Here is a 26,453-nt window from a genome sequence, read left to right on the forward strand (position 1 = left end):
GCTTAGGCTGGAACGACCACTACCTGGAGGACCTGCTCGCCCGAATTGCTAAATGTGTTTAGTCTGCTGCAAAACCTGATAACCGCCGCAAGTACGACGCGGCCTTCCGTGCCGAAGCCTTGCGCCTGGCCGAGCAAAGCCGCTCGACCCAAGCCGCCGCCCGGGCGCTCAACATCGACCCGAAACGTTTCTACCAATGGCAAAAAGCTGCTCAAACGCCGATGGCGGCCGCATTGGGGGCGGCGCTAGACCCGGCTACAGCCGCCGAACTGCGCCAGCTGCGGGCCGCCAACCGGCGGCAGGCGCAGGAGTTGGAGTTGGAGATTTTAAAAAAAGCCATCGGCATCTTCTCACAGACGCCGGACCAATGAGCCGCTACTGCTTCATCGCCGCCGAGTGCGGGTACTTCCCAGTGCGGCGGCTCTGCTAGGTACTCGGGGTGCCGGCCAGTGGGTATTATGCGTGGCAAACGGGGCAGCAGCGGGCGGTGGCGGCGCAAACTCCGGCCTGGGAAACGGCGCTGGTCAAAGCCTTTGGCATCCACCAGCGCCGCTACGGCACCCGCCGGTTGCAAGTCGCCCTGCGTGAAAAAGGGCACCGGGTGGGCCGCCAACGCCTGCGCACGGCCATGCGCCGCCGGGGCCTGCGCGCGCTGCAACCTAAGACCTACACCCCGCGCACGACCGACTCCACCCACGGGCTGCGCTGCGCCCCCAACCGGCTACTTGACCAGCCCAAGCCGACCCAGGCCAACCAGGTCTGGGTCAGCGACATCACGTACCTGCCGCTGGCCAACGGAGAGTGGGCATATCTGTGCGCCTTCCAGGATAGATGCACCAAGCACGTCGTGGGCTGGCACGCGGGGGCCGCCATGCCGGAAGAATTGGTCACCACGGCCTTGCAGCGAGCCTCTTTTGCCCAACCGCCTACCCCAAGCCTCATCGTCCACTCCGACCGGGGCGGGCAGTATTGCGGCAACGCCCACCGCGCGCTCTTGCACCAGCACGGGGCCGTGCGTTCGCAGTGCCGCCGCGGCGAATGCTATGACAATGCCCAAGCTGAAAGTCTCTGTTCCCGCCTTAAAATGGAGGTGCTCGAACTGCGCGAGTGACCCGTTTTTGCCGATTTAGCTGACGCGCAAGCCAGCATCGCCGACTATTTTGACTACTACAATCTGATGTTACGCAGTCGTTGGGCATCTTAGCCCGTTTAGTAGCTTATGATGACTTGCACGCTGGACCTGTACACGGATTATTTGCTGAGTTCGACGGGTCCGACGACGGCCACGGGCTTATCGCGGCTGCTGGACGGGGCGTTGAGCCACGACCACATCACGCGCTGGCTGAGTCAAGGCACCTACGGCCCGGCCGAGGTCTGGCGGCAGGCCAAGCCCCTGATTCGCCAGGCCGAAGCCCGGCGGCCGGCCGGCAAGTTTGCCGTGCTCATCGTCGACGATTCGGTGCTGGAAAAGGCGCACACTGACGCCAACGAGCTGATTTGCACCCATTGGGACCACAGTCAGCAGCGCTACGTCAAGGGCCTGAACTTCGTCAGCCTGCTCTACTAGGCCGCCGACTTGGCCCTTCCCATCGCCGTCGAGCTGGTGCGCAAAACCGTGCCCGTCTACCAGCCCAAGACGCAGAAAACGAGTTATCAGAGCCCGTTCACCAAGAATGAGTATTTGCAGCAGATGCTCCGCGTAGCCCTTACCGGGGTGGCCCCAACAACAGGTGGCCTACCGCTACTTGCTGGCCGACAGCTGGTATGCCTCGGCCGAGAACATGACCCTGGTGCGGGCCCTGGGCCACCACTTTCTTTTTGCCCTCGAAAGCAGCCGCACCGTGGCCCTGAGCGACGCCGACCGCGCGCAGGGCCGGTTCCAGGCCGTGCAGTCGCTGGTGTTTCCCGATACGCAATCCTTGCGCGTCTATTTGCGGGCCGTCCAGCAGGCGGTGCTCGTAACCAGGCAAGTCTTTACAAACCAGGACGGTAGCCAGGGCATGTTGTATCTGGTCAGCAGCGACACCGACCTGGACCAAGCCCAACTGACCACGATTTACCAGAGACGGTGGAAAAGCGCATCAAGCTTTTTGTGTGGAAGAATACCACAAGTCGCTCAAACAGAACGCCTCCATGGGCAAGGCGCCCACCAAAACCCTGGCCACGCAGGCCACCCATTTCTTTGCCGCCGTGCTGGCCTACACCAAACTGGAGGTGCTTAAGCTCAAGTGCGGCATCGGACATTTTCGTCTCAAAGCCCAGCCCTATACCGTCGGCCTGAAAGCCATGTACCACCAACTCGGTCAACTCCGTGCGTAACATCAGATTTTAATATGAGCAGCATGTGTAGCGCTTACGCTATTTTACACCTACTCAAAGTAGCGGTTACCGCCCGCTCAAAGGCCAGGTAAGTGTAGGGCTTGATGAGCACCTGGGTGTGGCGAATGCCAACGCTTTTCACATATTCTACCGGGTAAGCCGTCGTGATGATGATGTTGGGAAAATGCAGTGCAAACTCTTTTACGCCCCCACTCATCAGCCCCAACGCATTGGACGAATTATCCAGCAAATCCAGAAAGACGATATCGACCTGGGCCACCGACTTGGGGTTGACGACTGTTTCCGAAGACCACGCAATTTCCAGCCCCGCATACCGATTGATGTATTTTATCAACAGCTGCTGCGCCAAATCTTCGTCTTCGATTATTCCACAAGTGTGCACGTTCAAGTATCCCGAATTATTTGTCCTACCATACTGCCGCCTGTTCTTGGCTCGAGCTTACAATTGGTCAGTATACAGCATACAGATTGGCGTTGAGGAAGTGGTGGTAACAAGGTTGCCAAACGCCGGACTTGTTGCGGCACCGCCCATCAGATAAGCAATAACTTCTTTCTGAAGACCCAATTTGGAAGCGGAGGTAGCGTTCTTTTTCATTGTGAAAATGGAAATGGTTACTGGGTGAAATGATTGATGTTTAGTAAAACAAGTTATTAAGTTGCACTTCTCTGCCAAAATTCGACCAAGTCCCCCAAACCTTCGACATTTCGATAATTGTTAGCCTTTTCACCGCCGTTTAAAGCAGAATCCACGGCCCACCTCTTTCCAATCCGCTGGCCCGGATTAGAGCCAGACCGACTAATTGGTACTTGGCTGCCAACAATAAAGCGGAGGAGCTAGGGCTGGGGCAGGGGGCCCAGGTACACCCGGAAGGTGGCGCCCACGCCCACGCTGCTATCCACTTCGATGTGGCCGCCGTTGGCCTGCACGAGCCGGTTGACGAGGTAGAGGCCCACGCCCGTGCCTTCGGTGTGGCTGTGGAAGCGGCGAAACAGCTGGAACGGTTCGGGGCCGTGGGCGGCGGCGTCGAAGCCCAGGCCGTTGTCCTGTACCCAGAGCACCGGCTCGCCATCGGCCAGCCAGAACGACACGTGCACCCGGGCCGGGCGGGCGGGGTCGGCGTACTTGAGGGCGTTGCTGAGCAGGTTGAGCACGATGGTGCGCAGGGTGGCGCGCGGGTAGGAAAGCACGGGCCGGGCCGCAAAATCGACGGTGACGTGGGCGCGGGCGGCTCGCACCTAGGGTTCGAGTGCCTGTAGTACGCCTTCCACCATTTCATCCAGCGCCAAGGGTTCGGCCTGGGCCAGGGCGGCCTGTTGCAGCTGTCCCAGAGCGGCTAAGTCGTCGAGCGTGGTGGTGAGCTGACGCAGGCTGTCCTGAAACAAGGGCACCAGGATGCGTTCTTCGGTGGGGTCGGTAAAGGTGACGCTGCGGCGCAACTCTTCGAAGAGCCCGGCCAGGTTGAGCACGGGCAGCTTCAGGTCGTGGCTGGCCGCGTACACAAAGCTGTCGAGGTCGGCGTTGGTGCGGGTGAGAAGGTGGTTGTGGCTGCTCAGGGCGGCGTTGACCAGCTCCGTGTCGATGTGGGCCACCTGCAGGCCGGCGTAGGCGATGGCCAGTTCCTGACCGAACTGCTCGAGTTTCCGCCGGGCCCGTACCTGCTCGCTCACGTCGGTGGCCACCACCGAAACGCCGGTTCGCTGGCCCGCATCATCCACCAACGGCTGGTACACGAAATTCCAGTACACGGTGTCGCGGTGGCCGGCCCTGTCGAGGGTGGAAGGCAATTCGGTGGCCACGTAGGGCACGCCAGTAGCCAGCACGCCATCGAACAGTTCCTCAAAACCCTGACCAGCGGCCTCGAGCAGGGCCTCAAACAGCGGCTTGCCGAGCACTTGGTCGACGGTGCGGCCCCAAATGGCGCACACGGCCGGGTTGGCCAGCTCAATCACGTAGTGCGGCCCCCGGAAAATGGCCACGGCCACCTGCTCGCACACCCGCAACTCCATAGGCCCAGCAAGTGGCCTTGCCGAGGCTAAACCAGCCCGCGCATGTGCTGGCTGAGCAGCTGCGTGCGGCTATTGACCTGCATTTTGCGGTAAACGTGCTTCACGTGCGTGCGAATGGTGAGGGTCGACAAATCGAGGCGCGTGGAAATTTCCTTATCACTCAGCCCGTCCACAATGCCTTGCAATACCTGCCGTTCGCGTGGGGTGAGCAAATCGGAGTGCGTGGTGGGCGTGGGGCGGAAGTGCGAGAGCACCTTGCGGCTGACGTCGCGGCTCATGGGCGCACCGCCGCGGGCCACTTCCAGCACGCCGGCTTTGAGCTGGTCCAGGGTGGTTCCTTTGGTCATGTAGCCGGTGGCTCCGCAGCACAAGGCCTGGTAAATATGCTCCACGTCCTCGTAGGCCGTGAACATGATGACCTCCATGGTCGGGTATTTCTGCTTGAGCAACGGCAGGGCTTCGGTGCCGCTGATGCCCGGCAACCCGACATCGAGCAACAAGACCTGGGGCACCAGCGCGTCATCGAGCTCCGTGAGCAGGTCTTCCACACAGTCGGCCACCACCACCACGCTGATTTCGGGCTGCTGCGTGAAGTAGGTCCGCAGAACTTTGGCCATGACCGCGTCGTCCTCCACAATAGCCAGGGATAAGGACTGCATTCGCTCTAAAAAAGAAAAACCTGGGGACCAACTCATTTTAGGTACTTGTCCGCTCCTCTGCCCACCATCGGTGGTGCGGACTGGAAACCGGGAAGAAGTTTGAATGTAAATACGAATTTGGGAGCTGTCTCAAAAAAAGCCCTCCTTCAGACCTACCCTATTTGCGGGTGTGCAGACCAAAAGTTGACCAATGGCCTCCCAACAACTACTGGGTGTTGGACGGATGACCCCTAGCACGCTGACTTACAAACAGCTGAGCACGTGCCCAACGGAGGCCGAATTAAAATAGTTTACTTGTGTATTTGAATAGTGAGCGCAAGAGCGGAGGGGGCGTCGAAATGAATGATGAGCCAAGACCCGCATCTAGGGTAGGTTTTTTGCGGAAAAGCGGAAGTGAAAAAAGGGAATTTTGTAATGGCCTAGCACCGGCCAGCGGCAGCCCTGCCAGGTGGCCACCAGCACCGCTGCCACGGGCCACTAGTGGCTTGTCCGGCAGCAGCCTGTTCGTCTTTGTCATTAATTATAAGCACCCTCGGTGCGCTTCCATCATCTACCTACACCCTTTTTGGGCAACCCGCGCCGCCGCCTGGGGCATCCGCTCTTCGGCGTGCACCAACAAAGAACCGCATATTGACGCCATTTCCGAAAGGCCAACGGCGATTCTTTCACCAACGCTACCGGAAATTTATTGATTAACCGCTGAATAGTTGAACGCCTTCGGGTTGACTAAGCTTTCATTTGTGGTGCGTATTTCAAGGAACCGGCACCAGCGCCGTAACCTTGCCAAAACGGACCATTTTCCAGTACTTCCTATTGGCCCCAGCCCGAAGAACTCCTCAGCGAACTCCAATGAGCACCTCAGAAGAACTCAGAATATTGAAAACCATGGTGAGCTTTTCCCCGGACCTCATTTGTGCGCTAAGCCCCGAAGGCCGGTTTCGGCACGTGAGCGACGCCTGCCAAAGGGCATTGGGGTATAATACAACCGAAATGATAGGTAAACACTTCTCTGATATTATCCATCCCGACGACAGCACCACCGCCCTGGAAAAATTCCTGGACGCTTGTGGCCGGGCCGAGCCCGTGGGGTTTGAAAGCCGCTGCCTGTGCAAAGACGGCCAAGAGGTCCACATTGCCTGGTCGGCGCTACGGGCCGCCGCCGATGAGCTGCTGATTTGCGTGGGGCGCGACGTGACCCAGCAGCGGCACGCCACCCAGCAAGCCCGTGAGCAGGAAATACAGCACCGGACTATCATCGAGCACGGTTTCGACATGGTGGGCCTGGTGAACGAGCAGGGGGTTTTCACGTACGCGGGCGGTGCTACGCAGCACACCATCGGCTACCGGCCCGAAGAAATGGTGGGCCATTCCGCTTTCGACTTTGTTCATCCCGACGACCTGGCGATGGTAGAATCCTACTTTGCCCTGTTGGCCACGCAGGCCGTTATTTCAATCCCGGACTTTCGCTTCCGCACGGCCAGTGGCGAGTGGCGGTGGCTGGAAACTACCTTGAATGCCTACTTGCAGGATGCCACCAAAATCTTCGTGGTGAATTCGCGCGATATCACGGAACGGAGGCTCAGCTGCCTGGTGCACACCGAGAGGGAGCAGCGCTTGCAGGTCCTCTTTGATAGCGACTCCGCGCTGGCCGCTTTTCAAACTGCCGATGGCCTGGTACTCGACGCCAATCCGGCTCTGCTGGCCTTCCTAAAAAAAGAAAAACAGGAAATCCTCAACCGCCCGCTGGTCGACTTCCTGCCCGCGGAGATACGCCCCCTAATTTCCCAGATGCACCTCGAAATGGCCCACGGGGCCAAGGTGCAGTTCGAAACCAAAGTGCAGTTTGAGGGCGAGAAAGAAAAAATCATGAAAGCGACCAAGACGCCGCTGATGGTCGACGGCGAACTTATTGGCGTGTATTGTACGATGCAGGACGTTACGGAAATAACTACTGCGCAACGCCTTATCAAGCAACAAGCGGCGCAGCTCACCATGGTTATGGAGAGCATCAACGACGCCTTTTTCTCAATCGACCACGAGTGGAAGCTGACGTACCTTAACACCGAAGCCGAGCGGCTGCTGGGCATAAGCCGTGAAGGCGCCCTCGGCATCAGTTTCTGGAGCCTGTTCTCCGAAGAGGTCGACGGCATCTGTCACCAGCACTACCAGAAGGCTATTGCCACGGGGGAGACAGTGCAGTTTGAGGTCTATTTTGAGCGCGAAAAGTTGTGGCTGGAAGTGAAAGCCTATCCCTTCGCCGAGGGCCTGTCGGTGTTTTTCGCGGACATTACCAAACGGGTGAAGGCCGATAAACAGCTCAAGCTCATGGCTCTGGTGGCCCGCGGCACCGACAACGGCGTGGTCATCACCGATGCCCAGGGGCGCACAGAATGGGTCAACGATGCCTTTACCAAGCAAACGGGCTATGGCCTGGACGAGGTGCGGGGCCGCGTACCGGGCTCGGTGCTGCAAGGCCCCGAAACCGACCCCGTAACGCTAAGCTATATTCAGGAGCGCATGCAGCAGCACAGGCCGTTCTCGGCCACCATCCTCAACTACAAAAAATCGGGCAAGAAGCTGTGGTTTGCCATGGATATCACCCCCATTCACAACGATGCCGGCCAGCTAACCCAGTTTGTGACCATTCAGCAAGACATCACCTTCCGCAAGGAGGTGGAGGCCAGCCAGGCCGCCATGACCCAGGATTTGTACCGCCAAAACCGCGACTTGCAGCAGTTCACTTACGTGATTTCGCACAACCTGCGGGCTCCCCTGGCCAACGCCCTGGGGCTGGCCACGGTGCTCACGAAAATGGATAAAAATGGCGAAGTGTTTGCGACGGCTCTGACCCACCTGCGCCAGAGCATGGTGCAGGCCGACGATGTGCTCAAGGATTTGAACTTGGTGCTTTCCATCCGGGACAAGAAGGACATGCAGGCGATGGAGCCCCTGGCCCTGAAAGATGTCTGCCAGCAAGCCATTAATAACCTGGAGGAGGCCTTGCACGAGTGCGACGGCAAAGTGGTGCTCAACGTAGAAGACCAGCTGATGACCCGGGGCAACCGGGCCTACCTCTACAGTATTTTCTACAACCTGCTGTCCAATTCCATCAAGTACCGCTCCGAGGAGCGCACCTTACAGGTCGACATCGTGTGCTGCACCGGGGCGCACGGTGGCCCCACCATCACGTTCACCGACAACGGCTCGGGCTTCGACATGTTCAAGGCCGGTTCCGACGTCTTTCAGCTCTACAAGCGCTTCCACACCAACCAGCGCGGCCGGGGCATTGGCCTGTTCCTGGTCAAGACCCACGTGGAGGCCATGGGCGGCAAGATTGAAGTCACCAGTGAGGTGAATTTTGGCACCCGCTTCACCATCCACTTAGACAAGCGTTAATTCCGGCGGTATGCTCACCTACCTCATCGACGACGACCCCGTCAGCCTGTTCCTTACCGAGCATATGCTGCGTCTGGAAGGCTTCATGGCCCCGATTTTGGCTTTTGCTGGTGCCGAAGAAGCCTTGGCGCACTTGCTGCCCCGGCTGGCTACCAACCCGCCCGGGCTTATCTTCCTCGACTTGAACATGCCGGTGATGGACGGCTGGGGATTTCTGGACGCATTGGCTCCCCATGCCTCCGCTCTGCAGGACGGGTGCCGGATTTACCTACTCACCTCTTCGCTGGCCCTGGTTGATACGGAAAAGGCCCGGGACCACGCACTGGTGCATGGCATCATTCATAAGCCGCTCGACGAAGAGACCATACGGGCAGTAGTACTGAAAAAAACCAGAACACAGCTGGCAGCCGCGCCTGCCGTTGGCGCGCGCAGTAGCCGGGGCGAGGCCTAGCGCTGCTGGCAGCTTTTGTTTCGTCAGCCAGCCCTTGACCAAATAGCGTGTGGCCAGCCCTTGCATTGCGCAATCAGCCCGGGCATTGCGGCAACAGCAAAACCAGGAGGTATCCGCTACGCACGGGGCCGTTTCGAAGGGGATATGTCAAGCCGCAACCAAATAATATTGAGCGTTTATCCCTCAATTAGGGTAGTGATTTTGGGCAAGGTACAGGCAGGGGCCGCCATAGCTTTGTGGCTTCCCTTGAGCTGTTTACGAATGATATTACTCTTTACCAGATTACCCGCGCTGGTTAGCCTTCCCGGCCGGCCGCCGCGCCGTACACCGGCTGGCCGCCACCTTCGCGTAGCCGCTTGCCTGATGGGGCTGGCCAGCCTTGGGGCCAGCGGGTCCTTGGCGGCCCAAACCCTGGCCAACCGTGGCGCGCACGTACTTGTGCAGCCGGGAGCCTTCGTGGTCGTGCGGGGGTCGATGGCCAACACGGCGGGCAGCACCCTGACCAATGCCGGCACCCTGCTCCTGACCGGGGACTTTGCCAATGCTGGGGCCCTCAACTCCTCCGGGTGGGTGGTGTTTGCTGGGGCAGTCAACCAAACCCTGACCTCGGGCGGGAGCAACTTGGCGCAGGTAGAAGTGCGCAACACGGGCAGTGCCGGCACCAATCGCGTGCTGGTGCCCAACGATGTTACGCTCACGGGCCAGCTGCTGCTTACCCAAGGGGGAGTGCGCACCGAGCCCACCGCGTTTCTGACGCTGCTCCCGGGTGCCACCGTGGCGGGTGAAGCCCCGGGCCGCTACGTGCAGGGCAACCTGCGCGTGATACGCGACCTGGTAGCCGGGGTACTGGACTTTGGCAACGGATTGGCGCTCGACGCGACCGGCTCTCCCTTGGGCACAGTAACCGCCACCCGCACCGCCGGGCTAACCACGGCGAACGTAAGCTATGCCACCAACTCGAACGGAGGGCTCTCGAAAGGCATTGACCGCATCTGGGCCCTCACGTCCACCTTGTCCCCCATACAAGCCATCCCCCTCACGTTTTCTTGGCTAGCCGACGACGACAATGGACTGACGGATTTCACGGCGGCGCAGGTGTGGCAGCAGCGGCCGGCGGGCGGGTCGTGGTTTACCACCATGCAGCCTACTTCGGCAGTTACGCGGACCATTACGGCCACCACCACCACGCTCTCGCGCTACACCGTGAGCAACCGCGCCAATCCGCTGCCCGTCGAGCTCAGCCTTTTCTCCGCCGCGCGGCAGGGCGATGCCGCGTGGCTGCGCTGGACCACCGCGAGCGAGCGCAACAACGCCAAGTTCGACGTGGAAAGCAGTACCGACGGACAGCTGTTCCGGCGAATCGCAACGGTGGCCAGCCGCAGCACCAACGGCCAGGGCGCGGTGTATGACACCAAAGACCCCAACATTGCCCGCTACAGGGTAGCCACCGTGTACTACCGGCTGCGCCAGGTAGACCGGGATAGCACCGAAACCTTCTCCCCGGTGCGGTCCGTAGCCGCTGCCATGGCCACTGCCCTGCAGCTGCAGGCCTACCCCAATCCCTTTGGCGAAGCCGTGACGGTGGCCGTGGAGGCCTTGGGTGCCGGCCCCGCCAGCGTAGTGCTGCGCGATGGGCTGGGCCGGGCGGTCTGGCAGCAGACGATGGTGCTGGTCCGTGGCGTCAGCGAGCACCGGCTGGTGCCCCCGGCTTCGCTGCCCCCGGGCGTATACCTGCTCACCGTCACACAGGCCGCGCAGCAGCGCCACCTCACCCTCACGCGCCAATAGCCGCCAGTGCCCCGGCCCACCGGTGCGGGGTTTACTACGCTTTTTCCTATCGTTTTCTGGCCCCCAAAACGTGGCCGCTTGTCTGTTTTCTTACCATAACATGAAAAAGATTTACCTGCTGTGCTTGCTGATAATGCAAACCGGCGCGGGCTACCTGATGGCCCAAAACGTTGGCATTAATGCGACGGGCGCATTGCCCGACACCAAGGCGATGCTCGATATTTCGTCAACCTCCAGCGGCCTGCTGATTCCGCGCATGACCACGGTGCAGCGCGATGCCATCGCGGGTCCCACGGTGGGCCTCCAGGTGTACAACCTGACCACCAACACGGTGGATGTCTTTCGCGGGGTAAACTGGGAAGCCACGGGCTTCATGAGTCCGACCAGCTCGGTGGTGAACGTGAACTCGCTGGCCGACCTGCCGGCACCCTCTAACGGGGTCATTACGCTGGTGGAGGGCAAAATGTATTCCTTCTCGGGCATCGTCAACATCAGCCCCAACTACATCGACCTCAACGGGGCCGCGGCGCGCGGCAACAACCCAGTCGGCGACGGCGTGGCCTCGAACGTGAGCGGGGCGGTGCTGCGCAGCACCGGCAAGCACGTGTATCTGGAAAAGCTGCTCGTCATTCTGGCCAGCTCTACCACCAAGGCTTATGACTTCGCGGACAACGTGGGCGACAAATCCTGCAACATCATCACCGGCAACAATGTGAAGCCCGCTTCCCCGGCCCAGCCCGCGGGCCCGGGCGTGGGCACGGTATCAGGGTTCCGGGCCGTGATTATCCTGCAGAACTACTTCGACGTGAGCGACGGCCTGAAAGTAACCGGCACCATGGGCCGGCTGATTCTGGGCTTCAACCTGTTTGGCAGCATCACGGCCGGCAACAGTGCCGTGGAGATGCTTTCGGGCCTGACCGTAAACGACGTGGACCTGTCCAACAACCACTTCATTTTTACCCCCAACGTCGCCGCCACTGGCATCAAGATTTCGGGCGCAACCGTGGACCGGGGCCGGATGAGCACCAACATGTTTCGCAACGTGGCCACGCCCATTACCGGGTTTAGTGGCGACACGCCCGGCTGGCAAATGCAAAACAACACGGGGGTTCCGAATACCCGTGCGCAGGGCTTCCTATATATGAACGGTAACACCACGGCCACCAACTTTGTCGACCAGACATCCTACGTGAAGGTGGCGGGCAACACGACGATAGTGCGGCAGCAGAAATTCACGTCCATCACCACCAACAGGCTCACCTATGCTGGCAAATCGTCCACTTCGGTGCGGGTAACTGCCATAATTGGCGGCAAAGCGCCCTTTGCCGGCGCTGATTACTCCATTGCTATTATCAAAAACGGGGTGACCATTCCATTGCCCGCCGCTTCCATCGGTTCCATGCTCAATAACCAGGGCTTTCAGATAGTACTGGAAACCGACGTGGACTTGGCAACCGGAGATTTTCTGGAGCTTGGCATCCGGAACACCGCCAGCACCGCCAGCGTCACAATCTCCGACCTGCAGTTACGGGTTTCAGAATAGCCCGGTACCGGTTCTGGCCGGGCCGGTTCGGCGGGCTCTTCTGCCGGTCAGTTGGCCAAGGCGACCGGTGGGAAGATGGTCACCAAGTTGGCTGTGGCGGGCTGTGCCACCGGGTTGCCCTGGCAGGTCCTGAATGAAACCCGGGATAACCCCAAAGAAGCTGGCCCAGGAAATGGGCACGAGTCTAAACGTGCCTGCGGTTTACTAGAGCAGTTTCGAAGTTTGTGTACGTGGGCGATGTAGCGTGGACTCTGCGAGTCCGCGCCCGGCCCGGCCGACACGCGGACTCGCAGAGTCCACGCTACACGTACACTAACCCCGGAACCGCTTTAACGCTACGTACCGACGTGCTGGCGGGCGTCTGCGACGCGCGCCAGCACGTCGGTACGTTATCGGTTTACTTCACCAGGCAGGTTGAAACCGCAGGCGCTAGCTGCTTAAATCAGAAGCTAAGTGCTTGCACAAAATTAAATGAGGTATTAGGGGGGTCATGCTGAGCTTGTCGAAGCATCTTTACCGCTTCGTTGAACGACCCTGACGAAGCAGTAGAGATGCTTCGACAAGCTCAGCATGACGTTCTGATTGTACAATTAATTTAGAACAAGCACTTGAAAGAGTGGCGGAATGAACAAGTAAGAAGGGCGTTGAGCCAAGGTAGAGTAAGCGTTTGGGGTAGAAGTCCTACCGCATTTTAGGTAGGACTTTTTACAGGTAGCGATGAGCGTGCAAAATATCTTTGCAATACCTCTTATTCTACTTAGTTATGACCCAAGCTTATACTCATCCGATTGCTTTACTTGGCTTTCGCCTTTTGATTTTTAACCGGGTTTTGTTGGGTCAGCGAGTCGCTGTGCTCGCTAAATCAACGGTAATCTGCGGATTGCTGCTTGCCTTTTTACTCCTGAGTCAGAAAGGGCATTGCCAAAACCCCAGCTGGCAATGGGCCGTCCAATCAACCGGAACCGGCATTGGGCAATTGAAAGGCTTGGCCGTGGACGCCGCCGGCAATTCTTACCAAGTAGGATTTTTTACGGAAAGCATCAACTTCGGCGCTACCACACTGGTTAGCCGGGGGCGCAGCGATGTTTTCGTGGCCAAGCTTACCCAGGCGGGCAACTGGGAATGGGCCGTTTCGGTGGGCGCCGCGGGCAGTGACCACGCCACCGGAGTGGCCATAGATGCCGCGGGGCGCATCTTCATCAGCGGCAGTTTCAACAACCAGGTTCAATTTGGCCCTGCTGCCCTCACGAGCCAAGGAGACATGGACGTGTTCGTGGCTCAAATCAGCCCCTACGGCCAGTGGCAGTGGGCCAACTCGGCGGGCGGCCCGGGCCAGGACCGGGTGTGCTCCCTCGCCGTTTCGAACACCGGGGCCCTGGTGGTAGGCGGCCAGTTCACTGAAACGGCCAATTTTGGGCCTACCGCCTTGGTTAGCAACGGCAGCACAGATGCCTTTGTGGCCCGGATGGGCCACGATGGGGGCTGGCAGTGGGCCATTGGGGCGGGCGCGGCCGGCAACGATGAGGCCACCGCCGTGGCCACCAATGCAGCCGGCGATGTCTACGTCACGGGCTACTTCAGCAACACCGCGGCATTTGGCAGCTCCATCCTCACCGGGCAGGGCATGGACGATGCCTTTGTGGGCAAAATCAGTGGTGCCGGGCAGTGGCGATGGGCCACCGCGGCCACCAGCACCAACACCGCCTATGGCAAAGGCCTGGCGGTTGACCCCACGGGCGGCGTGTTTGTTACGGGCTCCTTCTGGGGCAGCGGCCAATTTGGAAGCACGCGCCTGAGCAGCAATTCCAGCGACGATGGTTTCGTGTCCCGCATCACCGATGCGGGGCAGTGGCAGTGGACTACCGTGCTGTCCAGCAACTACCTCGAAAGCATTGTCGGCATTGCCCTAGATAAAATGGGCAAGCTCTACGTGGCCGGCACCTTTAGCCAGACCATTTACGCCGGCACTTTCCACGTCACCAGCCGCGGTTATCAAGATGTTTTTATTGGGTACCTGAACCAACAGGGTGCTTGGCTGGGCCTCACCGCTGGCGGTGGCGCCGAACCCGATGGCACCCAGGCCATGGCCCTCGCGCCGGGCGGCGAAGTATTCGTGGGCGGTGATTTTAGCTCGGCCGCTACGTTTGGCGCTACCCAGCTGCAATCGGGCACGCCGGCGGCGCAAGTCTGCGTTGGGCGGGCCACGGTACCACAGCCCTAACCTAATACGCTTTTGAGGAGGGAATTGCTTTCCGACGTGCTGAAGAAGTGCGCAGGAAAGCAATTGCCAAAAACATTTCAGTATCAGTATCTAACTAACGCTATGAGAGCAACCTTACTACTCACCCTGCTACTGGCTGTTTCGGGACTCAGCTTTGGGCAGGCGCCCGCCTTGGGAACAGCTTCGACCTACGGGGCATTCACGGCCAGTGGCGCATTTAATAATACTGGAGCAACCGCTATTACCGGAAACATCGGAACCAATTTGGGGGCCGTAACCGGTTTTCCCCCCGGAACGCATACGGGGATACCTTCCGTGCAGGACAGTGCCTCTAGCCAAGCGGCTAAGGATGTGAACGCGGCTTATTCCGCCATGAGCCTCAATACCACCGGCACTACCCTCGGCGCGGCTTTGGGCGGTGGCCAAACCCTCACGCCGGGTGTTTACTTGCTAAGCACCGCCGCTACGCTATCCGGCGACTTGAATCTTGATGGTCTCGGCGATGCCAACGCCGGGTTTATCATCCGGATTAATGGGGCCTTGTCGGCTGCGGCCGCAACCCACGTACGGCTGCTCAACTCCGCTTCATGGAGCAAGGTGTACTGGCAGATAAACGGCCGCGTCGACATCGGCGAAAATTCCGCTTTCAAAGGAACCCTGCTGGTCAATGCCGACATCAACATGATGCTTAATGCGACGCTTCAGGGCCGGGCCCTCACCCGGGGGGGCATCATCACGCTCAATACCAACAACATTAGCACCGCAGCGGCCGATGTTCCATTGCCGGTGAAACTCATCAGCTTCACGGCTGAGCGCCAGGGCGAAACGGCCCTGCTGCGCTGGACCACCGCAACGGAGCAGAACAACGCCTACTTCGCCTTGGAAAGCAGCGCCGATGGCCAACACTTCGGCACGATAGGCCGCGTGAGTGGCACCAGCAATTCTACGCAAGCGCGCACTTACCAGTGGACGGATACCCGCTTGGCCGAGTACTCGGCAGGCCAGGTTTACTACCGGCTCAGGCAGGTCGATACGGATAGCTCAACGCACTATTCCCCGTTGCGGATGGTCGCGCTTGCGCCTCTGGCGGGCCTTCAGATGCAGGCGTTTCCCTCGCCTTCCCAGTTGCCCGCCAACCTGCTCATCCAGGCCGGGCAAGCCGGCCCCGCCACCCTGCGCCTGACGGATGCCCTTGGCCACCTGGTGGCTGCGCGCCAGCTCCCCTTGAATACGGGCAGCAATTCGGTGCCCTTGAACGAGGGCCCGCGCCTCGCCCCGGGCCTGTACCTGGTACACCTGCAGCAGGGTGCCCGGCGCCAAACGCTCCGGTTTGTGCAAGAGTAGTTTTTCCTATAAAAAACGACGGCAGCAACCAGATGACCAGTTGCTTAATCTGTCTCCCCCAACGGGTGGCAAAGCGCGGCTTTGCCACCCGTTGGGGTCTTACACCCTGCTATACGGCATCCTTTTACAATTCCATGTCATGAGAAAACACGTACTATACCTGGCGGCGCTGCTGGCGCCGCTACTGCTCACTGCGCTGACCGGCGTGGGGCAAACCGTTACGAACCCTTCGCTGACCAGCGGCTATGATATGGCGAAAAGCGGGCTGGTTTTCGGGAACCGCCCGGCCCCCACGCCCGCCGTTAATAGCGGCAGCAGCGGCATTGCCTCCGGGCCGCAGTACACCGGGAATGGCTGCTTTATTCCAGCCGATGCCTCCTACACCACCCTGGGCCGCAACGATGACGGCTCCTTTGGGCCTATTGCGTTGCCCTTCACGTTTCGCCTGTACGGCAGCTCCTACACGCAGGTGTGGATAAACACCAACGGCAACCTGACGTTTCAGGGACCTTTCAGCAGCTTTTCATCGTCGGGCTTTCCGTCGGGTGTGCCCATGGTGGCGCCCTTCTGGTCCGATGTGGACACGCGCAACCCCGCCAGCGGCCTGATTCACTACAAGCTGAGCCCCACCAACCTGATTGTGACGTGGGACAACGTGGGCTATTACGGCACCATGGCGGATAAGCTGAGTACTTTCCAGGCCATTATTGGCTCCGAAACCGATGCCTTGCTAGGCCCCGGCCAGAACGTGAGCCTGCGCTACGGCGACATGCAATGGACCACGGGCTTGGCCTCGGGCGGGGTCGGTGGGTTCATGGGTATCCCGGCCACGGTGGGTGTCAACAACGGCAATAACCTTGATTACGTGCAGGTGGGCCGTTTCAACCTCAACAACTCGGACTACGACGGCCCCGGCGGAGCCCATGACGGCGTGAATTACCTCGATGGACAATGCTTCGGCTTTAATGTGGGCAATGCGGGCAACGCGCCGCCCTCGGCCAATAATATGCCCCTCAACAACACGGTGACCGTAGCCTGTGGCCAGACCGTAACGCTCGACCCACGGTTTCTGGGACCGGAAGTGAACCAGACCGTGACCGTGGGCGTGAACACGAACGGGCTGTGCAACACCAGTGTGACGACCACCAATGGCACCATCGCCAACGCGCACATCGTCATCACGGGCACCCCATGCAACGTGGGTACGCACCCCATTATCCTGACCGCTACCGACAACGGCAGCCCCACGGGCATTACCACCGTCACGCTGAACGTGGTAGTGGTAGCCTGCTGCAACCTGCAGCTCGCCGCCACCCCTACTCCCGTGGCCTGCCCCGGGGGCACCGACGGTGCCCTCGACCTGACGGTGAGCAATGCTACCGCCCCGCTGACCTACCGCTGGAGCAACGGTGCCACCACCCAAGACCTGACGGGCGTGCCCCCGGGCACATACACCGTAACCGTAACCGAGGCCAACGGCTGCACAGCTACCGCTTCCTACAGCCTCGGGCAGCAGGACACCGTGAACCCCACGGCCCGGACCCGCAACATCACCCTGCCCCTGAATACCGCCGGTGCCGCCACCCTCACGCCGGCCAACGTGGATAATGGCAGCACCGACAACTGCATCTTTACCCTGGCCCTCAATCGCACGGCCTTCGACTGCTCGAACCTGGGCCCGAACACCGTGACCCTAACCGTGACCGATGGGAATGGCAACGTGGGTACCGCCACTGCCACCGTTACCGTCGTGGATGTCATCGCACCCACCGTGCGCACCCGCCCGGCTACGGTATACCTCAATGCGGCCGGCCAGGCCAGTCTGACCGCGGGGCAGGTGAACGACGGCTCCCTGGATGCCTGCGGCGTGGCATCAACCTTGGTGAGCACGACTTCCTTTGGCTGTGCCAACCTGGGCGCTAACAACGTGAGCCTGACGGTGACTGATGTGCACGGCAATACGGCCGTTGGCGCGGTAGTGGTCACCGTGGCCGACAGCCTTGCCCCCACCATGAGCGGGGTGCCGGCCAACATCAGCACCACGACCCCGATTGATAATCACACAGCCATCGTGCGCTGGACGGCTCCATTGGTGGCCGATAACTGCAGCGCGACCCTTACCTCCTCGCACCAGAGCGGCGCGGTCTTTCCAGTGGGCGTTACCACGGTTACCCTAACGGCCACCGACCCCGCTGGCAACCGCACCAGCCGCTCATTCCAGGTAACGGTCCTCGGCTGGGCCATGTCTGCCAGCTTGAGCAGCCCCACTTTCAGCCCAATCAACAGCGGCAGCGCTTCCGTCGGATACAATGTAAGCTGCTACGGCGCCCGTACCGGCACCGCAACCGTGAGCGTGACCGGCGGCGACCAGCCGTATAGCTACCTGTGGAGCACCGGCCAGACTGGAGCCACCGCCACGGGGCTGCCGGCCGGTACGCACACGGTCACCGTCACCGACGCCAATGGCATGCGTATCGTTCGTACCATTACGCTCACGCAGGCCCCGGCCATAACCGTTACGACCAGCGCCACCCTGCTCACAAGTTTTAATGGCGCGCAACCGCGCACCCTCTACCGTGGCTACGGTGCCCAGTCCCTGGAGCTTCGCGGCGTAGCTACTGGCGGCATGGGCGGCTACACCTACACCTGGGCCCCGGCCACTGGCCTGAGCCGTACCACTGGCAATACTGTCACGGCCAGCCCTACCGTCACGACTACCTATACCCTTACGGTTGTCGACGCCAATGACTGCACGGCGGCCATCAGCCAGGTCACGGTAGTCGTGCTGGATGTGCGTTGCGGCAATAAAAACGATAAGGTGCTGGTATGCCACAACGGCCACGAAATCTGCATCAGCGCGAACGCCGTGCCCGCCCATCTCAACGGCCACCCCGGCGACCGGCTGGGTAGCTGCATCGCCCCGCTGGTGCTTGGCGCCCAGGGCGCATCCAGTACCCCGGCCGCCCCCGCTACACTGAAGGAAACTGCGCTGCTGGAGGCCTTCCCCAACCCGTTTGCCAACAGCACAACGGTACGTTTCCGGCAAGTCGAAACAGCTGCCGTGCAGGTGCGCGTCTACGATGGTCAGGGGCGCGTAGTAGCGGTGCTTTTCAACGGAGTAGCTGAAGCCGACCGGGAATATTCGCTCGTGTTGGATGCTACCCCGCTAGCCACCGGCATCTACCTCTGCCGGTACGAAAGCCTGGGTAAGAGTATCACCCAACGCTTATCCGTGACCCGGTAACGGCGATGCAATAGGTTACCTCACCCGGCGACCGCACACTGAAGAACTGCAAAAAAGCCATCGGTTTCTATCGATGGCTTTTTTGGTGACTACTATTTCTCAAGCTGCCGAGTATTCCGGTTCTGGCTTTCTACATCAATTACCCAAAACACTGAAGACAAGGCTCCCATTCAAACCAAACAGCCGTAGAACCGGCGTTTCTGCGGTCATGACCGCAGAAATAAGCAAGCCACACAAGCCCCAGGACCAGCGCCAACGTGGCCACGCCCCCTACGCTTAGGTGTTGCCTTAAAAAACAAAAAAGCCTCTAGCGCAATGCTAGAGGCTTTTTTCGTGGCAACAGTTGGAATCGAACCAACGACACCAGCATTTTCAGTGCTGTGCTCTACCAACTGAGCTATGTTGCCGCTTCCCCGCCATGCTTGAGGGCGCTTAGGGGACCGCAAAGGTACGATAGCAAAGCAACGACGCAAGAAACCACGCAAAAAAAGTACCGATGGGCGAATATTTTCCCGCAAAGTATTCGGCATGCCGAGTATATTCGTAATCACAAAGCCTTCTGTCTTGTTACCTTTACTGACATGTTGCAATCCATCCTCTTTCTACTGCTGCTCGTGGCGGCGTTCGGCCTGTTTGCGTGGCAGGTCCGAAAAATACGGGCCAATATCCTCGTTGGGCGCGACCGGGACATGAGCGGCAACGTCGCCGAACGGTTCCAAAAAACCCTGCTGGTCGCGTTTGGCCAGCAGAAGATGTTCAAGCGCCTCACCCCCGCCCTGCTCCACCTCATTGTGTACGTGGGCTTTCTGGTGATTAACGTGGAGGTGCTGGAAATTGTGGTCGATGGCCTGTTCGGCACCCACCGCTTCCTCAAGTTTCTGGGACCGGTGTACGACGGGCTGATGGCGACCAACGAAATCCTGGCGGCCCTGGTGCTGGTGGCCGTGGCCGCATTCTGGTGGCGCCGCAACAGCAACCCACCCCTCAAGCGCTTTAGCGGCCCCGAGCTGCGCCTGTGGCCCAAGCTCGACGCCAACATCATTCTCTACGTCGAAGTAGTGCTCATGATGGCCCTGTTCTTCATGAACACCGCCGACCTCAAGCTGCACCAGATGGAAGGCCAGGACCTGCCGGGCACCTTCCCCGTCAGCAACCTGCTAGTGGGTCTGCTACCCACCAACGTGGCCACCCTGGAGGTGCTGGAACGCACCGGCTGGTGGGCACACATCATCGGCATCTTCTTGTTTCTCAACTACCTGCCCAGCTCGAAGCACTTCCACATCATCATGGCGTTTCCGGGGGTGTGGTACTCGCGCCTAGTGCCGCAGGGGCAGTTTTCCAACGTGGAAAGCATCACCAACGAGGTGAAGGCCATGATGGACCCCAGCTTCGTGGTGCCGCCCGCGCCCACCGCGGCCGATGGCTCGGCGCTGGCCCCCGCACCTTTTGGGGCCAAGGACGTGGAGGACCTGCCCTGGACCAACCTGCTGGCCGCCTACTCCTGCACTGAGTGCGGCCGCTGCACCTCGGTGTGCCCCGCCAACCTCACGGGCAAGCTGCTCTCGCCCCGCAAAATCATCATGGACACCCGCGACCGGGTGGAGGAGAAGTACAACTCGCCGCTGATTTTTCAGCCCAACGTGTACGGGGCCGAAGCCAAGCACGAGCCCATTACGGACTTAGCCAACGCCACGCTGCTACGCGGCAAGGTGACACCCGAGGAACTCTGGGCCTGCACCACCTGCAACGCCTGCGTGGAAAGCTGCCCGGTGAATATCAACCCGCTCGAGAGCATCATCGAGATGCGCCGCTTCCTGGTGCTGGAAGAATCGGCCGCACCCAACTCGCTGAACGTGATGTTTTCCAACATTGAGAACAACGGCGCGCCGTGGGCCTTCTCGCCATCGGACCGGTTCAACTGGGCCGATGAGCTGTTTGCTACGGAGAAGCAGCCCGCAGCGGTGGTCGCGTAATTAACAACACCAATTGAACGTCATGCCGAGCGCAGCCGAGGCATCTCGCGTGTGGCACTAACTCAACCGTTGGGCCGTCAATGGCTACTGCTGCACGCGAGATGCTTCGGCTGCGCTCAGCATGACGTTTTAAATTATACCCATCATGTCCCCAACCACTCCCGCTGCTGGCGAAAAGCGCCAAATCAACGTTCCCGTCATGGCCGACCTGGCGGCCCGCAACGAGTCGCCCGAAATCCTGTTCTGGGTGGGCTGCGCCGGCGCTTTCGATGACCGGTACAAGCGCGTGACCCGCGCCTTCGTGCGCATTTTGGAGCATGTGGGCACCAACTACGCGGTGCTGGGCCTGGAAGAAAGCTGCACCGGCGACCCGGCCAAGCGCGCCGGCAACGAATTTCTGTTTCAGATGCAGGCCATGACGAACATCACGACGCTGAACGGCTACGGCATCAAGAAAATCGTGACGGCCTGCCCGCACTGCTTCAACACCATCAAGAACGAATACCCCGCCCTGGGTGGTGATTATGAGGTAATTCACCACAGCACCTACCTGCAGCAACTCATCAACGAGGGCAAAGTAGGCGTGAGCGGCGGCGAAAGCTTCAAGGGCCGCCGCATCACCTTCCACGACTCCTGCTACCTGGGCCGGGCCAACAATATTTACGAAGCCCCGCGCGACGTACTGGCCGCCCTCGACGCCGACCTAGTGGAGATGAAGCGCAGCCGCGCCAACGGCCTGTGCTGCGGCGCGGGCGGGGCCCAGATGTGGAAAGACGCCGAGCCCGGCAAGAAGGAAATCAACATCGAGCGTACCGAGGAAGCCCTGGCCACCCTCAGCGGGCAGGCCGAAGCCCTAGCCAACCTAGGCGGCGTAGAAACCGAAACCAGCGCCCCCGGCCCGCACGATTTGCAGGGCAGCATCATCGCCGTATCGTGCCCCTTCTGCATGACCATGATGAGCGACGGCGTGAAAAACAAGGAACAAGAAGGCCGCGTGCAGGTGTTTGACCTGGCCGAGCTGATAGCCTCCGCCGAGGGCATCAACGCCTAACGGGCTTCTTTTTGAAGAAATCGAAACGTCATGCTGAGCTTGTCGAAGCACCTCTACCGCGCAACTAATTTTGGTTGGTACAGCGGCAGAGATGCTTCGACAAGCCCAGCATGACGTTCTTTATTGTTGCAATAAGTCCTCCGGAGCTGCGTTTTTACTAAAACGCTACGGCTACGCTACCAACCAATAATTCTGCGCCTCATGCATATTGCCTTCCACCAACTCCCGCCCGACGCCCGGGTCTGGATTTACCAAGCCAACCGCTCCCTTACGGACGCAGAAATGACGGCAACCCTGCCCGCCCTGGCCCGGTTTGCCGAGGAATGGACCAGCCACGGCCGCAGCCTGCTGGCCTCGGCCGGGTTCCGGCATCAACAGTTCTTAGTAGTGGGGCTGAACGAAGGCGTGGCCGGCGCGAGCGGCTGTTCCATCGATGCGTCGGTACGCTTTGTGGCGCAGCTGGAGCAGCAGCTGGGCGTGGAGCTGCTGGAGAAATCACGCCTGGCATTTTTGCCGGCCGGTACGGTTCAGGTTATGACGCGAACAGAATTGAAGGCGGCAATAGCCGCCGGCGCGCTCACGGCGAATACGCCATATTTCGATAATACGATAGCAACCAAGGGTGAGTTGGATACAGAGTGGCCCCGGCCCGCCGGGCAAACCTGGCTAGCCCGCTACTTCGGGCAGGAAGAAAAAAACCCGCAGCTTGCATGAATGCTACTCAAACGTAGTATTATTGCTAACCCAAAAATGCCGAATGGAGAATGCTTCCCGGTGCCCCGCTTCCCTTCCCTCCCCACCCCCACCACTATTCCATCCATGAGGAAACTATTATTCATCTGCGCCGCGGCCGGCTCCGCCGCGCTGCTGAACGGCTGTGCTACCACGAGCAGCCTGAGCAAAGGTGACAAACAGTTCGCCCGCGGCCAGTATGAATTGGCGATTCCCTTGTACCAGGCCGACATTGCCAAGGGTAAGAACGCTGCCATCTCCAATTTCCGGCTTGGCGAAGCTTACCGCCTCTCAAACCGGGTGGAAATGGCCGAGCCTTTCTACAAAGCCGCTTTGGATGGTGGCGTAAAGAATGCCGATGCCGGCTTCCGCTATGCGGAAGCCCTGAAGGCCAACGGCAAATACGACGAAGCGGCGGCTCAGTTTGCCACCTATGCCAGCAGCGGCGGTAACCGCACTCTGGCGGTCCGCGCCGACGGGGAAAGCAAGAACGCCACCGCCAGCAAGGAAGTGGCGGCTACCAAGAATAAGTACGAGGTGATGCCGGTGGACGCCCTCAACTCGGCGGCCTCGGATTTTGGCGGCACGATGATGGCCAGCACCGGCGAACTGGTGTTTGCCTCGGGCCGCGACGGCAAGAAATTCCTCGGCAACGGCGAGAATTTCAACGACCTCTACGCCATTAAGTTTGACAACGCGGCGACCATGACCGGCGGCACGGCCCACAAGCTGGAAGGCCCGTTCAACTCCGAAACCAAGCACGAAGCCAGCGCGACCTACACGCCCGACGGCAGGACGGTGGTGTTTGCCCGCTCGAACGACGGCAGCAAGAAAGGCTACCTGAGCGTGGACCTTTGGATTTCCTACAACAAAGCCGGGGCCTGGAGCGAGCCCGTGCTGGCCAACATCAACGACCGCTCCGCCGACGACTTCTCGCCGGCTTTTGGGCCCGATGGCACCACGCTGTACTTCGCGTCGAGCCGCAAGGGCGGCCAGGGCGGCAACGACCTGTACAAGGCAACCCTGGGGCCGAACGGCCGCTTCTCGCCGGCCGAAAACCTGGGCGAAAGCATCAACTCGGCCGGCAACGACAACTTCCCCGGCGTGGCCCCCGATGGCACGCTGTACTTTGCTTCGGACGGACGGCCCGGCGTGGGTAAGCTCGACATCTTCATGGTGAAAAGCGGCAAGCCGATGAACCTGGGGGCCGACGTGAACAGCGCGGCCGACGACTTTGCTCCGGTGCCAATGGCCAACGACATGGGCCTGTTCAGCTCGAACCGGGCCGGCGGCAAAGGCTCCGACGATGAGTACATGTTCAAGAAGAAGGCCCTCAAGCTGGTCACCTTCTACGCCGACGGTACGGTGCTGGAGCGCGACGACAAAGCCAAAACCACCCTACCCGTGGCCGGTGCTCAGGTCAGCCTCACCAGTGCCAATGGCCAGCGCCAGACCGCTATCAGCGGCCCGGACGGCAAGTTCAGCCTGAAGCTGGACTCGGTGACGAACTACACGCTGGTGGCTGACCGCGCCGGCGACTTCGCTGCCCGTGGCAACGTGAGCACCGTGGGCCGCAAGCCCAGCCAGGACCAGCTGCCCAACCTGACCAACGACATTCGGGTGCCGGTGACCCTGACGCTGAATAAAATCATCCTCGCCAAGGCCATCGAAGTCAAGGACATTCTCTACGACTACAATAAGTACGACATCCGCCCGGATGCCGCTACACACCTCGATACGCTGGTGCAAACGCTGGTGGACAACCCCAAAATCTCCATCGAGCTGAGCTCGCACACCGACCAGCGCGGCAAAGACGCCTATAACCTCAAGCTTTCGCAGCAGCGCGCCCAGGCCGCCGTCGACTACATCGTGAGCAAGGGCGTGGACAAGGCCCGCATCACGGCCAAGGGCTACGGCGAAACCCGTCCCATCGTGCTGAAGCCCACCACGGAAGAGGAATACCAGCAGAACCGCCGCACCGAATTCCGGGTGACGCGAGTGGCCAAGTAAACGGACTGCATTGTTTTATGAAAAAGCCCCCAAAACTTCGGTTGCGGGGGCTTTTTCGTGCGTGCTCTATCTGTAAACCAGGCGCGAACAGGCGCATTGGCACCGAGGTTCCGAACGTGGCATACCTTTTGAAAATGCCGTACCACCGGCTCAATTCACGGGTTGGCTACTACTTCCTTTTCGTTATGAAAAAGGCTTTACTCCTCGCCTTGGCCGGTTTGTTCTCGGCGGTGGCTCCGGCACTGGCTCACGGGCCCGCACCGGCTAATGTCAACTTCGCATCTGAGCGCGGCGTGCCGTTTGGTCTCGTGCTCGATGGCCGCCCGCTTACCCGGGGCGTGGCCCGGCAGGTGCACGTCGACCAGCTGGTGCCGGGCGTGCACTGGGCCGATTTCAGCGTGCCCACGGCCTACGGCGGGGTGGTGCGTTTCCGCAGCCGCGTGTGGCTGGAGCCCGGCCTGGAAACCACCTTCGTGCTCATCGCCCGTCCCGGCCGGCCCCTCGGCCTGCGCCAGGTGAACGCCGTGGCTCTCTACGGCCCGAACCGTGGCAATGGCTACGGCCGCAGCTCCAGCGGCCCCCGCTACAACAGCCCGGCTCCCTACGGCCAGGGAAACTACTCTCCCAACGGCCCGGCCCCAACTTATCCGCAAAACGGTGGCGGCTATTATAACAACGGCAGCAGCAATAACGGCGGTAACGGCAGCTACGATGATGATGATGACGACGGTGACGACGACTATGGCAACAACGACGGCACGGGCCACGGCAACGCTCCCGGCGGCGCGGGCTACTACCCTGGTTCCGCGACGAGCAGCTACCGTAGCATTCCCCCGCAGGAAGTGGAGGGCCTAGTACAAGCCGTGCGGCAGCAGCGCTTCGAAGCCGGCAAGCTGAGCACGGCCAAAGCGGCCCTGGACCAGAGCGCCCTGCCAACCGACGACCTGAAACGCCTGCTGCTGGCCCTCGATTTTGAGGCTTCGCGGGTGGAGCTGGCCAAGTTTGCCTACCCGCACGTGACCGACCCACAGAACTTTACCCGCGTGTACCAGACCCTCAACTTTGAATCCAGCAAGCGCGATGTTGAGCAGGCCGTGAGCGCCCTGGAGCAGGAGCAACGCTAATCTGGCCACCGGACTAAAAAATGCCAAAAGGCCGCTATCGTGATGATAGCGGCCTTTTGGCTTTAGCGCGAGCTTGATGCTTAGCGCAGGCGGTCGGCGCTGCGCACCAGCTGCTCGTCGCGGCGGATGAAGCGATTGGCCAGCAGGTTGAGCAGCAAGGCCAGCGTGGGCAGGTAGAAAGCCGTGAGGAACTGGCCTTCCAGCTTGAGGTTCAGCAGCTGCTCGCCCTTATTCGAGAAGTAGAACGCGGCCCCGAGCGTGGCCGTGATGAGCAGCAGGTTGACAGACCCCAGCAGGAGCTGCTTGGTGCGGTTGCGGAACTGGAAAATCTCAAACACCGCCACGGCGGCCGAGGCGGCGGCCAGCAAACCGATAATCCAGACCGTCCCCGGGGCGGGCACCGCCAGGCCCTTGGCATCGAAGCCGAAAGCGGTGAGAGTCAGTTCCTGGTTGGTAAGACCGTCGATTTTGTGCCACAGCGGCAACGCCAACAGGCTGAGCATGGCCAGGGCCAGCAACAGTAAAAACACGCTTTGGATTCTTTGTATCATCTTTGCTGTATTGTTAGAA

The 26,453-nt window shown here is 60.3% G+C and carries 19 protein-coding genes, 1 tRNA gene and 2 pseudogenes; 15 read left to right on the top strand and 7 right to left on the bottom strand.

From position 1 onward, the window contains the following. Positions 1 to 95 precede the first annotated feature (95 nt). From IEW17_RS11665 to IEW17_RS21590, 3 genes and pseudogenes are all read left to right on the top strand, one after another. Positions 96 to 371: pseudogene (locus IEW17_RS11665) on the top strand (transposase); the annotation flags it as partial. Positions 372 to 439: 68 nt separating this feature from the next. Further along, a complete protein-coding gene (locus IEW17_RS11670) occupies positions 440 to 1,111 on the top strand; it encodes an IS3 family transposase (protein ID WP_188562226.1) in 672 nt (223 codons plus the stop codon). Between the two features lie 108 nt (positions 1,112 to 1,219). After that, positions 1,220 to 2,319: pseudogene (locus IEW17_RS21590) on the top strand (IS701 family transposase). A 34-nt stretch (positions 2,320 to 2,353) separates the two neighbouring features. On the opposite strand, the gene IEW17_RS11685 reads toward IEW17_RS21590, so the two are convergent. The 5 genes from IEW17_RS11685 to IEW17_RS11700 form a co-directional block, all read right to left on the bottom strand. Beyond that, complete coding sequence (locus tag IEW17_RS11685) at positions 2,354 to 2,722, bottom strand: hypothetical protein (RefSeq protein ID WP_188562229.1); 369 nt, start codon at positions 2,720 to 2,722, stop codon at positions 2,354 to 2,356. A gap of 57 nt (positions 2,723 to 2,779) precedes the next feature. Further along, the gene (locus tag IEW17_RS20935) at positions 2,780 to 2,935 is read right to left on the bottom strand and encodes a hypothetical protein (RefSeq protein WP_229748966.1); all 156 of its coding nucleotides are present in this window, start codon (positions 2,933 to 2,935) and stop codon (positions 2,780 to 2,782) included. A gap of 239 nt (positions 2,936 to 3,174) precedes the next feature. Beyond that, a complete protein-coding gene (locus IEW17_RS11690; RefSeq protein WP_188562230.1) occupies positions 3,175 to 3,576 on the bottom strand; it encodes a sensor histidine kinase in 402 nt (133 codons plus the stop codon). Beyond that, positions 3,577 to 4,347, bottom strand: coding sequence for a PAS domain-containing protein (locus IEW17_RS11695; protein WP_188562231.1), 771 nt, complete (start codon positions 4,345 to 4,347; stop codon positions 3,577 to 3,579). Positions 4,348 to 4,373: 26 nt separating this feature from the next. Continuing rightward, the gene (locus IEW17_RS11700) at positions 4,374 to 5,006 is read right to left on the bottom strand and encodes a response regulator (RefSeq protein ID WP_188562232.1); all 633 of its coding nucleotides are present in this window, start codon (positions 5,004 to 5,006) and stop codon (positions 4,374 to 4,376) included. An 849-nt stretch (positions 5,007 to 5,855) separates the two neighbouring features. On the opposite strand from IEW17_RS11700, the gene IEW17_RS11705 reads away from it, so the two are divergent. The 7 genes from IEW17_RS11705 (at position 5,856) to IEW17_RS11735 (ending at position 18,993) form a co-directional block, all read left to right on the top strand. Further along, on the top strand, positions 5,856 to 8,402 hold the full coding sequence (locus IEW17_RS11705) for a PAS domain-containing sensor histidine kinase (RefSeq protein ID WP_262891830.1): 2,547 nt from the start codon (positions 5,856 to 5,858) through the stop codon (positions 8,400 to 8,402). Between the two features lie 10 nt (positions 8,403 to 8,412). Beyond that, entirely contained in the window at positions 8,413 to 8,853 is a 441-nt protein-coding gene (locus tag IEW17_RS11710; RefSeq protein WP_188562234.1) for a response regulator, read from the top strand. Positions 8,854 to 9,114: 261 nt separating this feature from the next. Continuing rightward, on the top strand, positions 9,115 to 10,641 hold the full coding sequence (locus tag IEW17_RS11715; protein WP_188562235.1) for a T9SS type A sorting domain-containing protein: 1,527 nt from the start codon (positions 9,115 to 9,117) through the stop codon (positions 10,639 to 10,641). A gap of 100 nt (positions 10,642 to 10,741) precedes the next feature. Then, complete coding sequence (locus tag IEW17_RS11720; RefSeq protein ID WP_188562236.1) at positions 10,742 to 12,184, top strand: phage tail-like protein; 1,443 nt, start codon at positions 10,742 to 10,744, stop codon at positions 12,182 to 12,184. A gap of 985 nt (positions 12,185 to 13,169) precedes the next feature. Continuing rightward, the gene (locus IEW17_RS11725; protein WP_188562237.1) at positions 13,170 to 14,405 is read left to right on the top strand and encodes an NHL repeat-containing protein; all 1,236 of its coding nucleotides are present in this window, start codon (positions 13,170 to 13,172) and stop codon (positions 14,403 to 14,405) included. Between the two features lie 102 nt (positions 14,406 to 14,507). After that, positions 14,508 to 15,749 (top strand): ice-binding family protein, encoded by a 1,242-nt coding sequence (locus IEW17_RS11730; protein ID WP_188562238.1) that lies wholly within the window; start codon positions 14,508 to 14,510, stop codon positions 15,747 to 15,749. A 139-nt stretch (positions 15,750 to 15,888) separates the two neighbouring features. Continuing rightward, entirely contained in the window at positions 15,889 to 18,993 is a 3,105-nt protein-coding gene (locus IEW17_RS11735) for a nidogen-like domain-containing protein (protein WP_188562239.1), read from the top strand. A gap of 334 nt (positions 18,994 to 19,327) precedes the next feature. Here IEW17_RS11735 and IEW17_RS11740 read toward each other — a convergent pair. Continuing rightward, positions 19,328 to 19,400 (bottom strand) — tRNA-Phe (locus tag IEW17_RS11740). 174 nt (positions 19,401 to 19,574) lie between these two features. Here IEW17_RS11740 and IEW17_RS11745 point away from each other — a divergent pair. The 5 genes from IEW17_RS11745 to IEW17_RS11765 all read left to right on the top strand — a co-directional run bounded on the left by IEW17_RS11745 (position 19,575) and on the right by IEW17_RS11765 (position 25,883). Then, positions 19,575 to 20,966, top strand: coding sequence for a 4Fe-4S dicluster domain-containing protein (locus IEW17_RS11745; protein WP_188562240.1), 1,392 nt, complete (start codon positions 19,575 to 19,577; stop codon positions 20,964 to 20,966). 199 nt (positions 20,967 to 21,165) lie between these two features. Further along, a complete protein-coding gene (locus IEW17_RS11750) occupies positions 21,166 to 22,017 on the top strand; it encodes a (Fe-S)-binding protein (protein ID WP_188562290.1) in 852 nt (283 codons plus the stop codon). Between the two features lie 201 nt (positions 22,018 to 22,218). Beyond that, positions 22,219 to 22,731: a hypothetical protein gene (locus IEW17_RS11755; RefSeq protein ID WP_188562241.1), complete on the top strand. Its 513-nt coding sequence runs from the start codon at positions 22,219 to 22,221 to the stop codon at positions 22,729 to 22,731. 105 nt (positions 22,732 to 22,836) lie between these two features. Then, positions 22,837 to 24,759 (top strand): CHU_0125 family OmpA-like outer membrane integrity protein, encoded by a 1,923-nt coding sequence (locus IEW17_RS11760; RefSeq protein WP_229748967.1) that lies wholly within the window; start codon positions 22,837 to 22,839, stop codon positions 24,757 to 24,759. A 185-nt stretch (positions 24,760 to 24,944) separates the two neighbouring features. Then, the gene (locus IEW17_RS11765; RefSeq protein ID WP_188562242.1) at positions 24,945 to 25,883 is read left to right on the top strand and encodes a proline and serine-rich protein 1 family protein; all 939 of its coding nucleotides are present in this window, start codon (positions 24,945 to 24,947) and stop codon (positions 25,881 to 25,883) included. 80 nt (positions 25,884 to 25,963) lie between these two features. On the opposite strand, the gene IEW17_RS11770 is transcribed toward IEW17_RS11765, so the two are convergent. Continuing rightward, complete coding sequence (locus IEW17_RS11770) at positions 25,964 to 26,434, bottom strand: DUF4293 family protein (protein ID WP_188562243.1); 471 nt, start codon at positions 26,432 to 26,434, stop codon at positions 25,964 to 25,966. Between the last annotated feature and the right edge of the window lie 19 nt (positions 26,435 to 26,453).

The organism is Hymenobacter frigidus (assembly GCF_014640435.1).
Taxonomy (GTDB): Bacteria; Bacteroidota; Bacteroidia; order Cytophagales; family Hymenobacteraceae; genus Hymenobacter; species Hymenobacter frigidus.

Excerpts from the sequence above, each read along its gene's own strand:
- IEW17_RS20935 (WP_229748966.1), bottom strand. The coding sequence starts at position 2,935 with ATGAAAAAGAACGCTACCTCCGCTTCCAAATTGGGTCTTCAGAAAGAA.
- IEW17_RS11695 (WP_188562231.1), bottom strand. The coding sequence starts at position 4,347 with ATGGAGTTGCGGGTGTGCGAGCAGGTGGCCGTGGCCATTTTCCGGGGG.
- IEW17_RS11700 (WP_188562232.1), bottom strand. The coding sequence starts at position 5,006 with ATGCAGTCCTTATCCCTGGCTATTGTGGAGGACGACGCGGTCATGGCC.
- IEW17_RS11705 (WP_262891830.1), top strand. The coding sequence starts at position 5,856 with ATGAGCACCTCAGAAGAACTCAGAATATTGAAAACCATGGTGAGCTTT.
- IEW17_RS11710 (WP_188562234.1), top strand. The coding sequence starts at position 8,413 with ATGCTCACCTACCTCATCGACGACGACCCCGTCAGCCTGTTCCTTACC.
- IEW17_RS11715 (WP_188562235.1), top strand. The coding sequence starts at position 9,115 with ATGATATTACTCTTTACCAGATTACCCGCGCTGGTTAGCCTTCCCGGC.
- IEW17_RS11720 (WP_188562236.1), top strand. The coding sequence starts at position 10,742 with ATGAAAAAGATTTACCTGCTGTGCTTGCTGATAATGCAAACCGGCGCG.
- IEW17_RS11730 (WP_188562238.1), top strand. The coding sequence starts at position 14,508 with ATGAGAGCAACCTTACTACTCACCCTGCTACTGGCTGTTTCGGGACTC.
- IEW17_RS11735 (WP_188562239.1), top strand. The coding sequence starts at position 15,889 with ATGAGAAAACACGTACTATACCTGGCGGCGCTGCTGGCGCCGCTACTG.
- IEW17_RS11745 (WP_188562240.1), top strand. The coding sequence starts at position 19,575 with ATGTTGCAATCCATCCTCTTTCTACTGCTGCTCGTGGCGGCGTTCGGC.
- IEW17_RS11750 (WP_188562290.1), top strand. The coding sequence starts at position 21,166 with ATGGCCGACCTGGCGGCCCGCAACGAGTCGCCCGAAATCCTGTTCTGG.
- IEW17_RS11755 (WP_188562241.1), top strand. The coding sequence starts at position 22,219 with ATGCATATTGCCTTCCACCAACTCCCGCCCGACGCCCGGGTCTGGATT.
- IEW17_RS11760 (WP_229748967.1), top strand. The coding sequence starts at position 22,837 with ATGAGGAAACTATTATTCATCTGCGCCGCGGCCGGCTCCGCCGCGCTG.
- IEW17_RS11765 (WP_188562242.1), top strand. The coding sequence starts at position 24,945 with ATGAAAAAGGCTTTACTCCTCGCCTTGGCCGGTTTGTTCTCGGCGGTG.
- IEW17_RS11770 (WP_188562243.1), bottom strand. The coding sequence starts at position 26,434 with ATGATACAAAGAATCCAAAGCGTGTTTTTACTGTTGCTGGCCCTGGCC.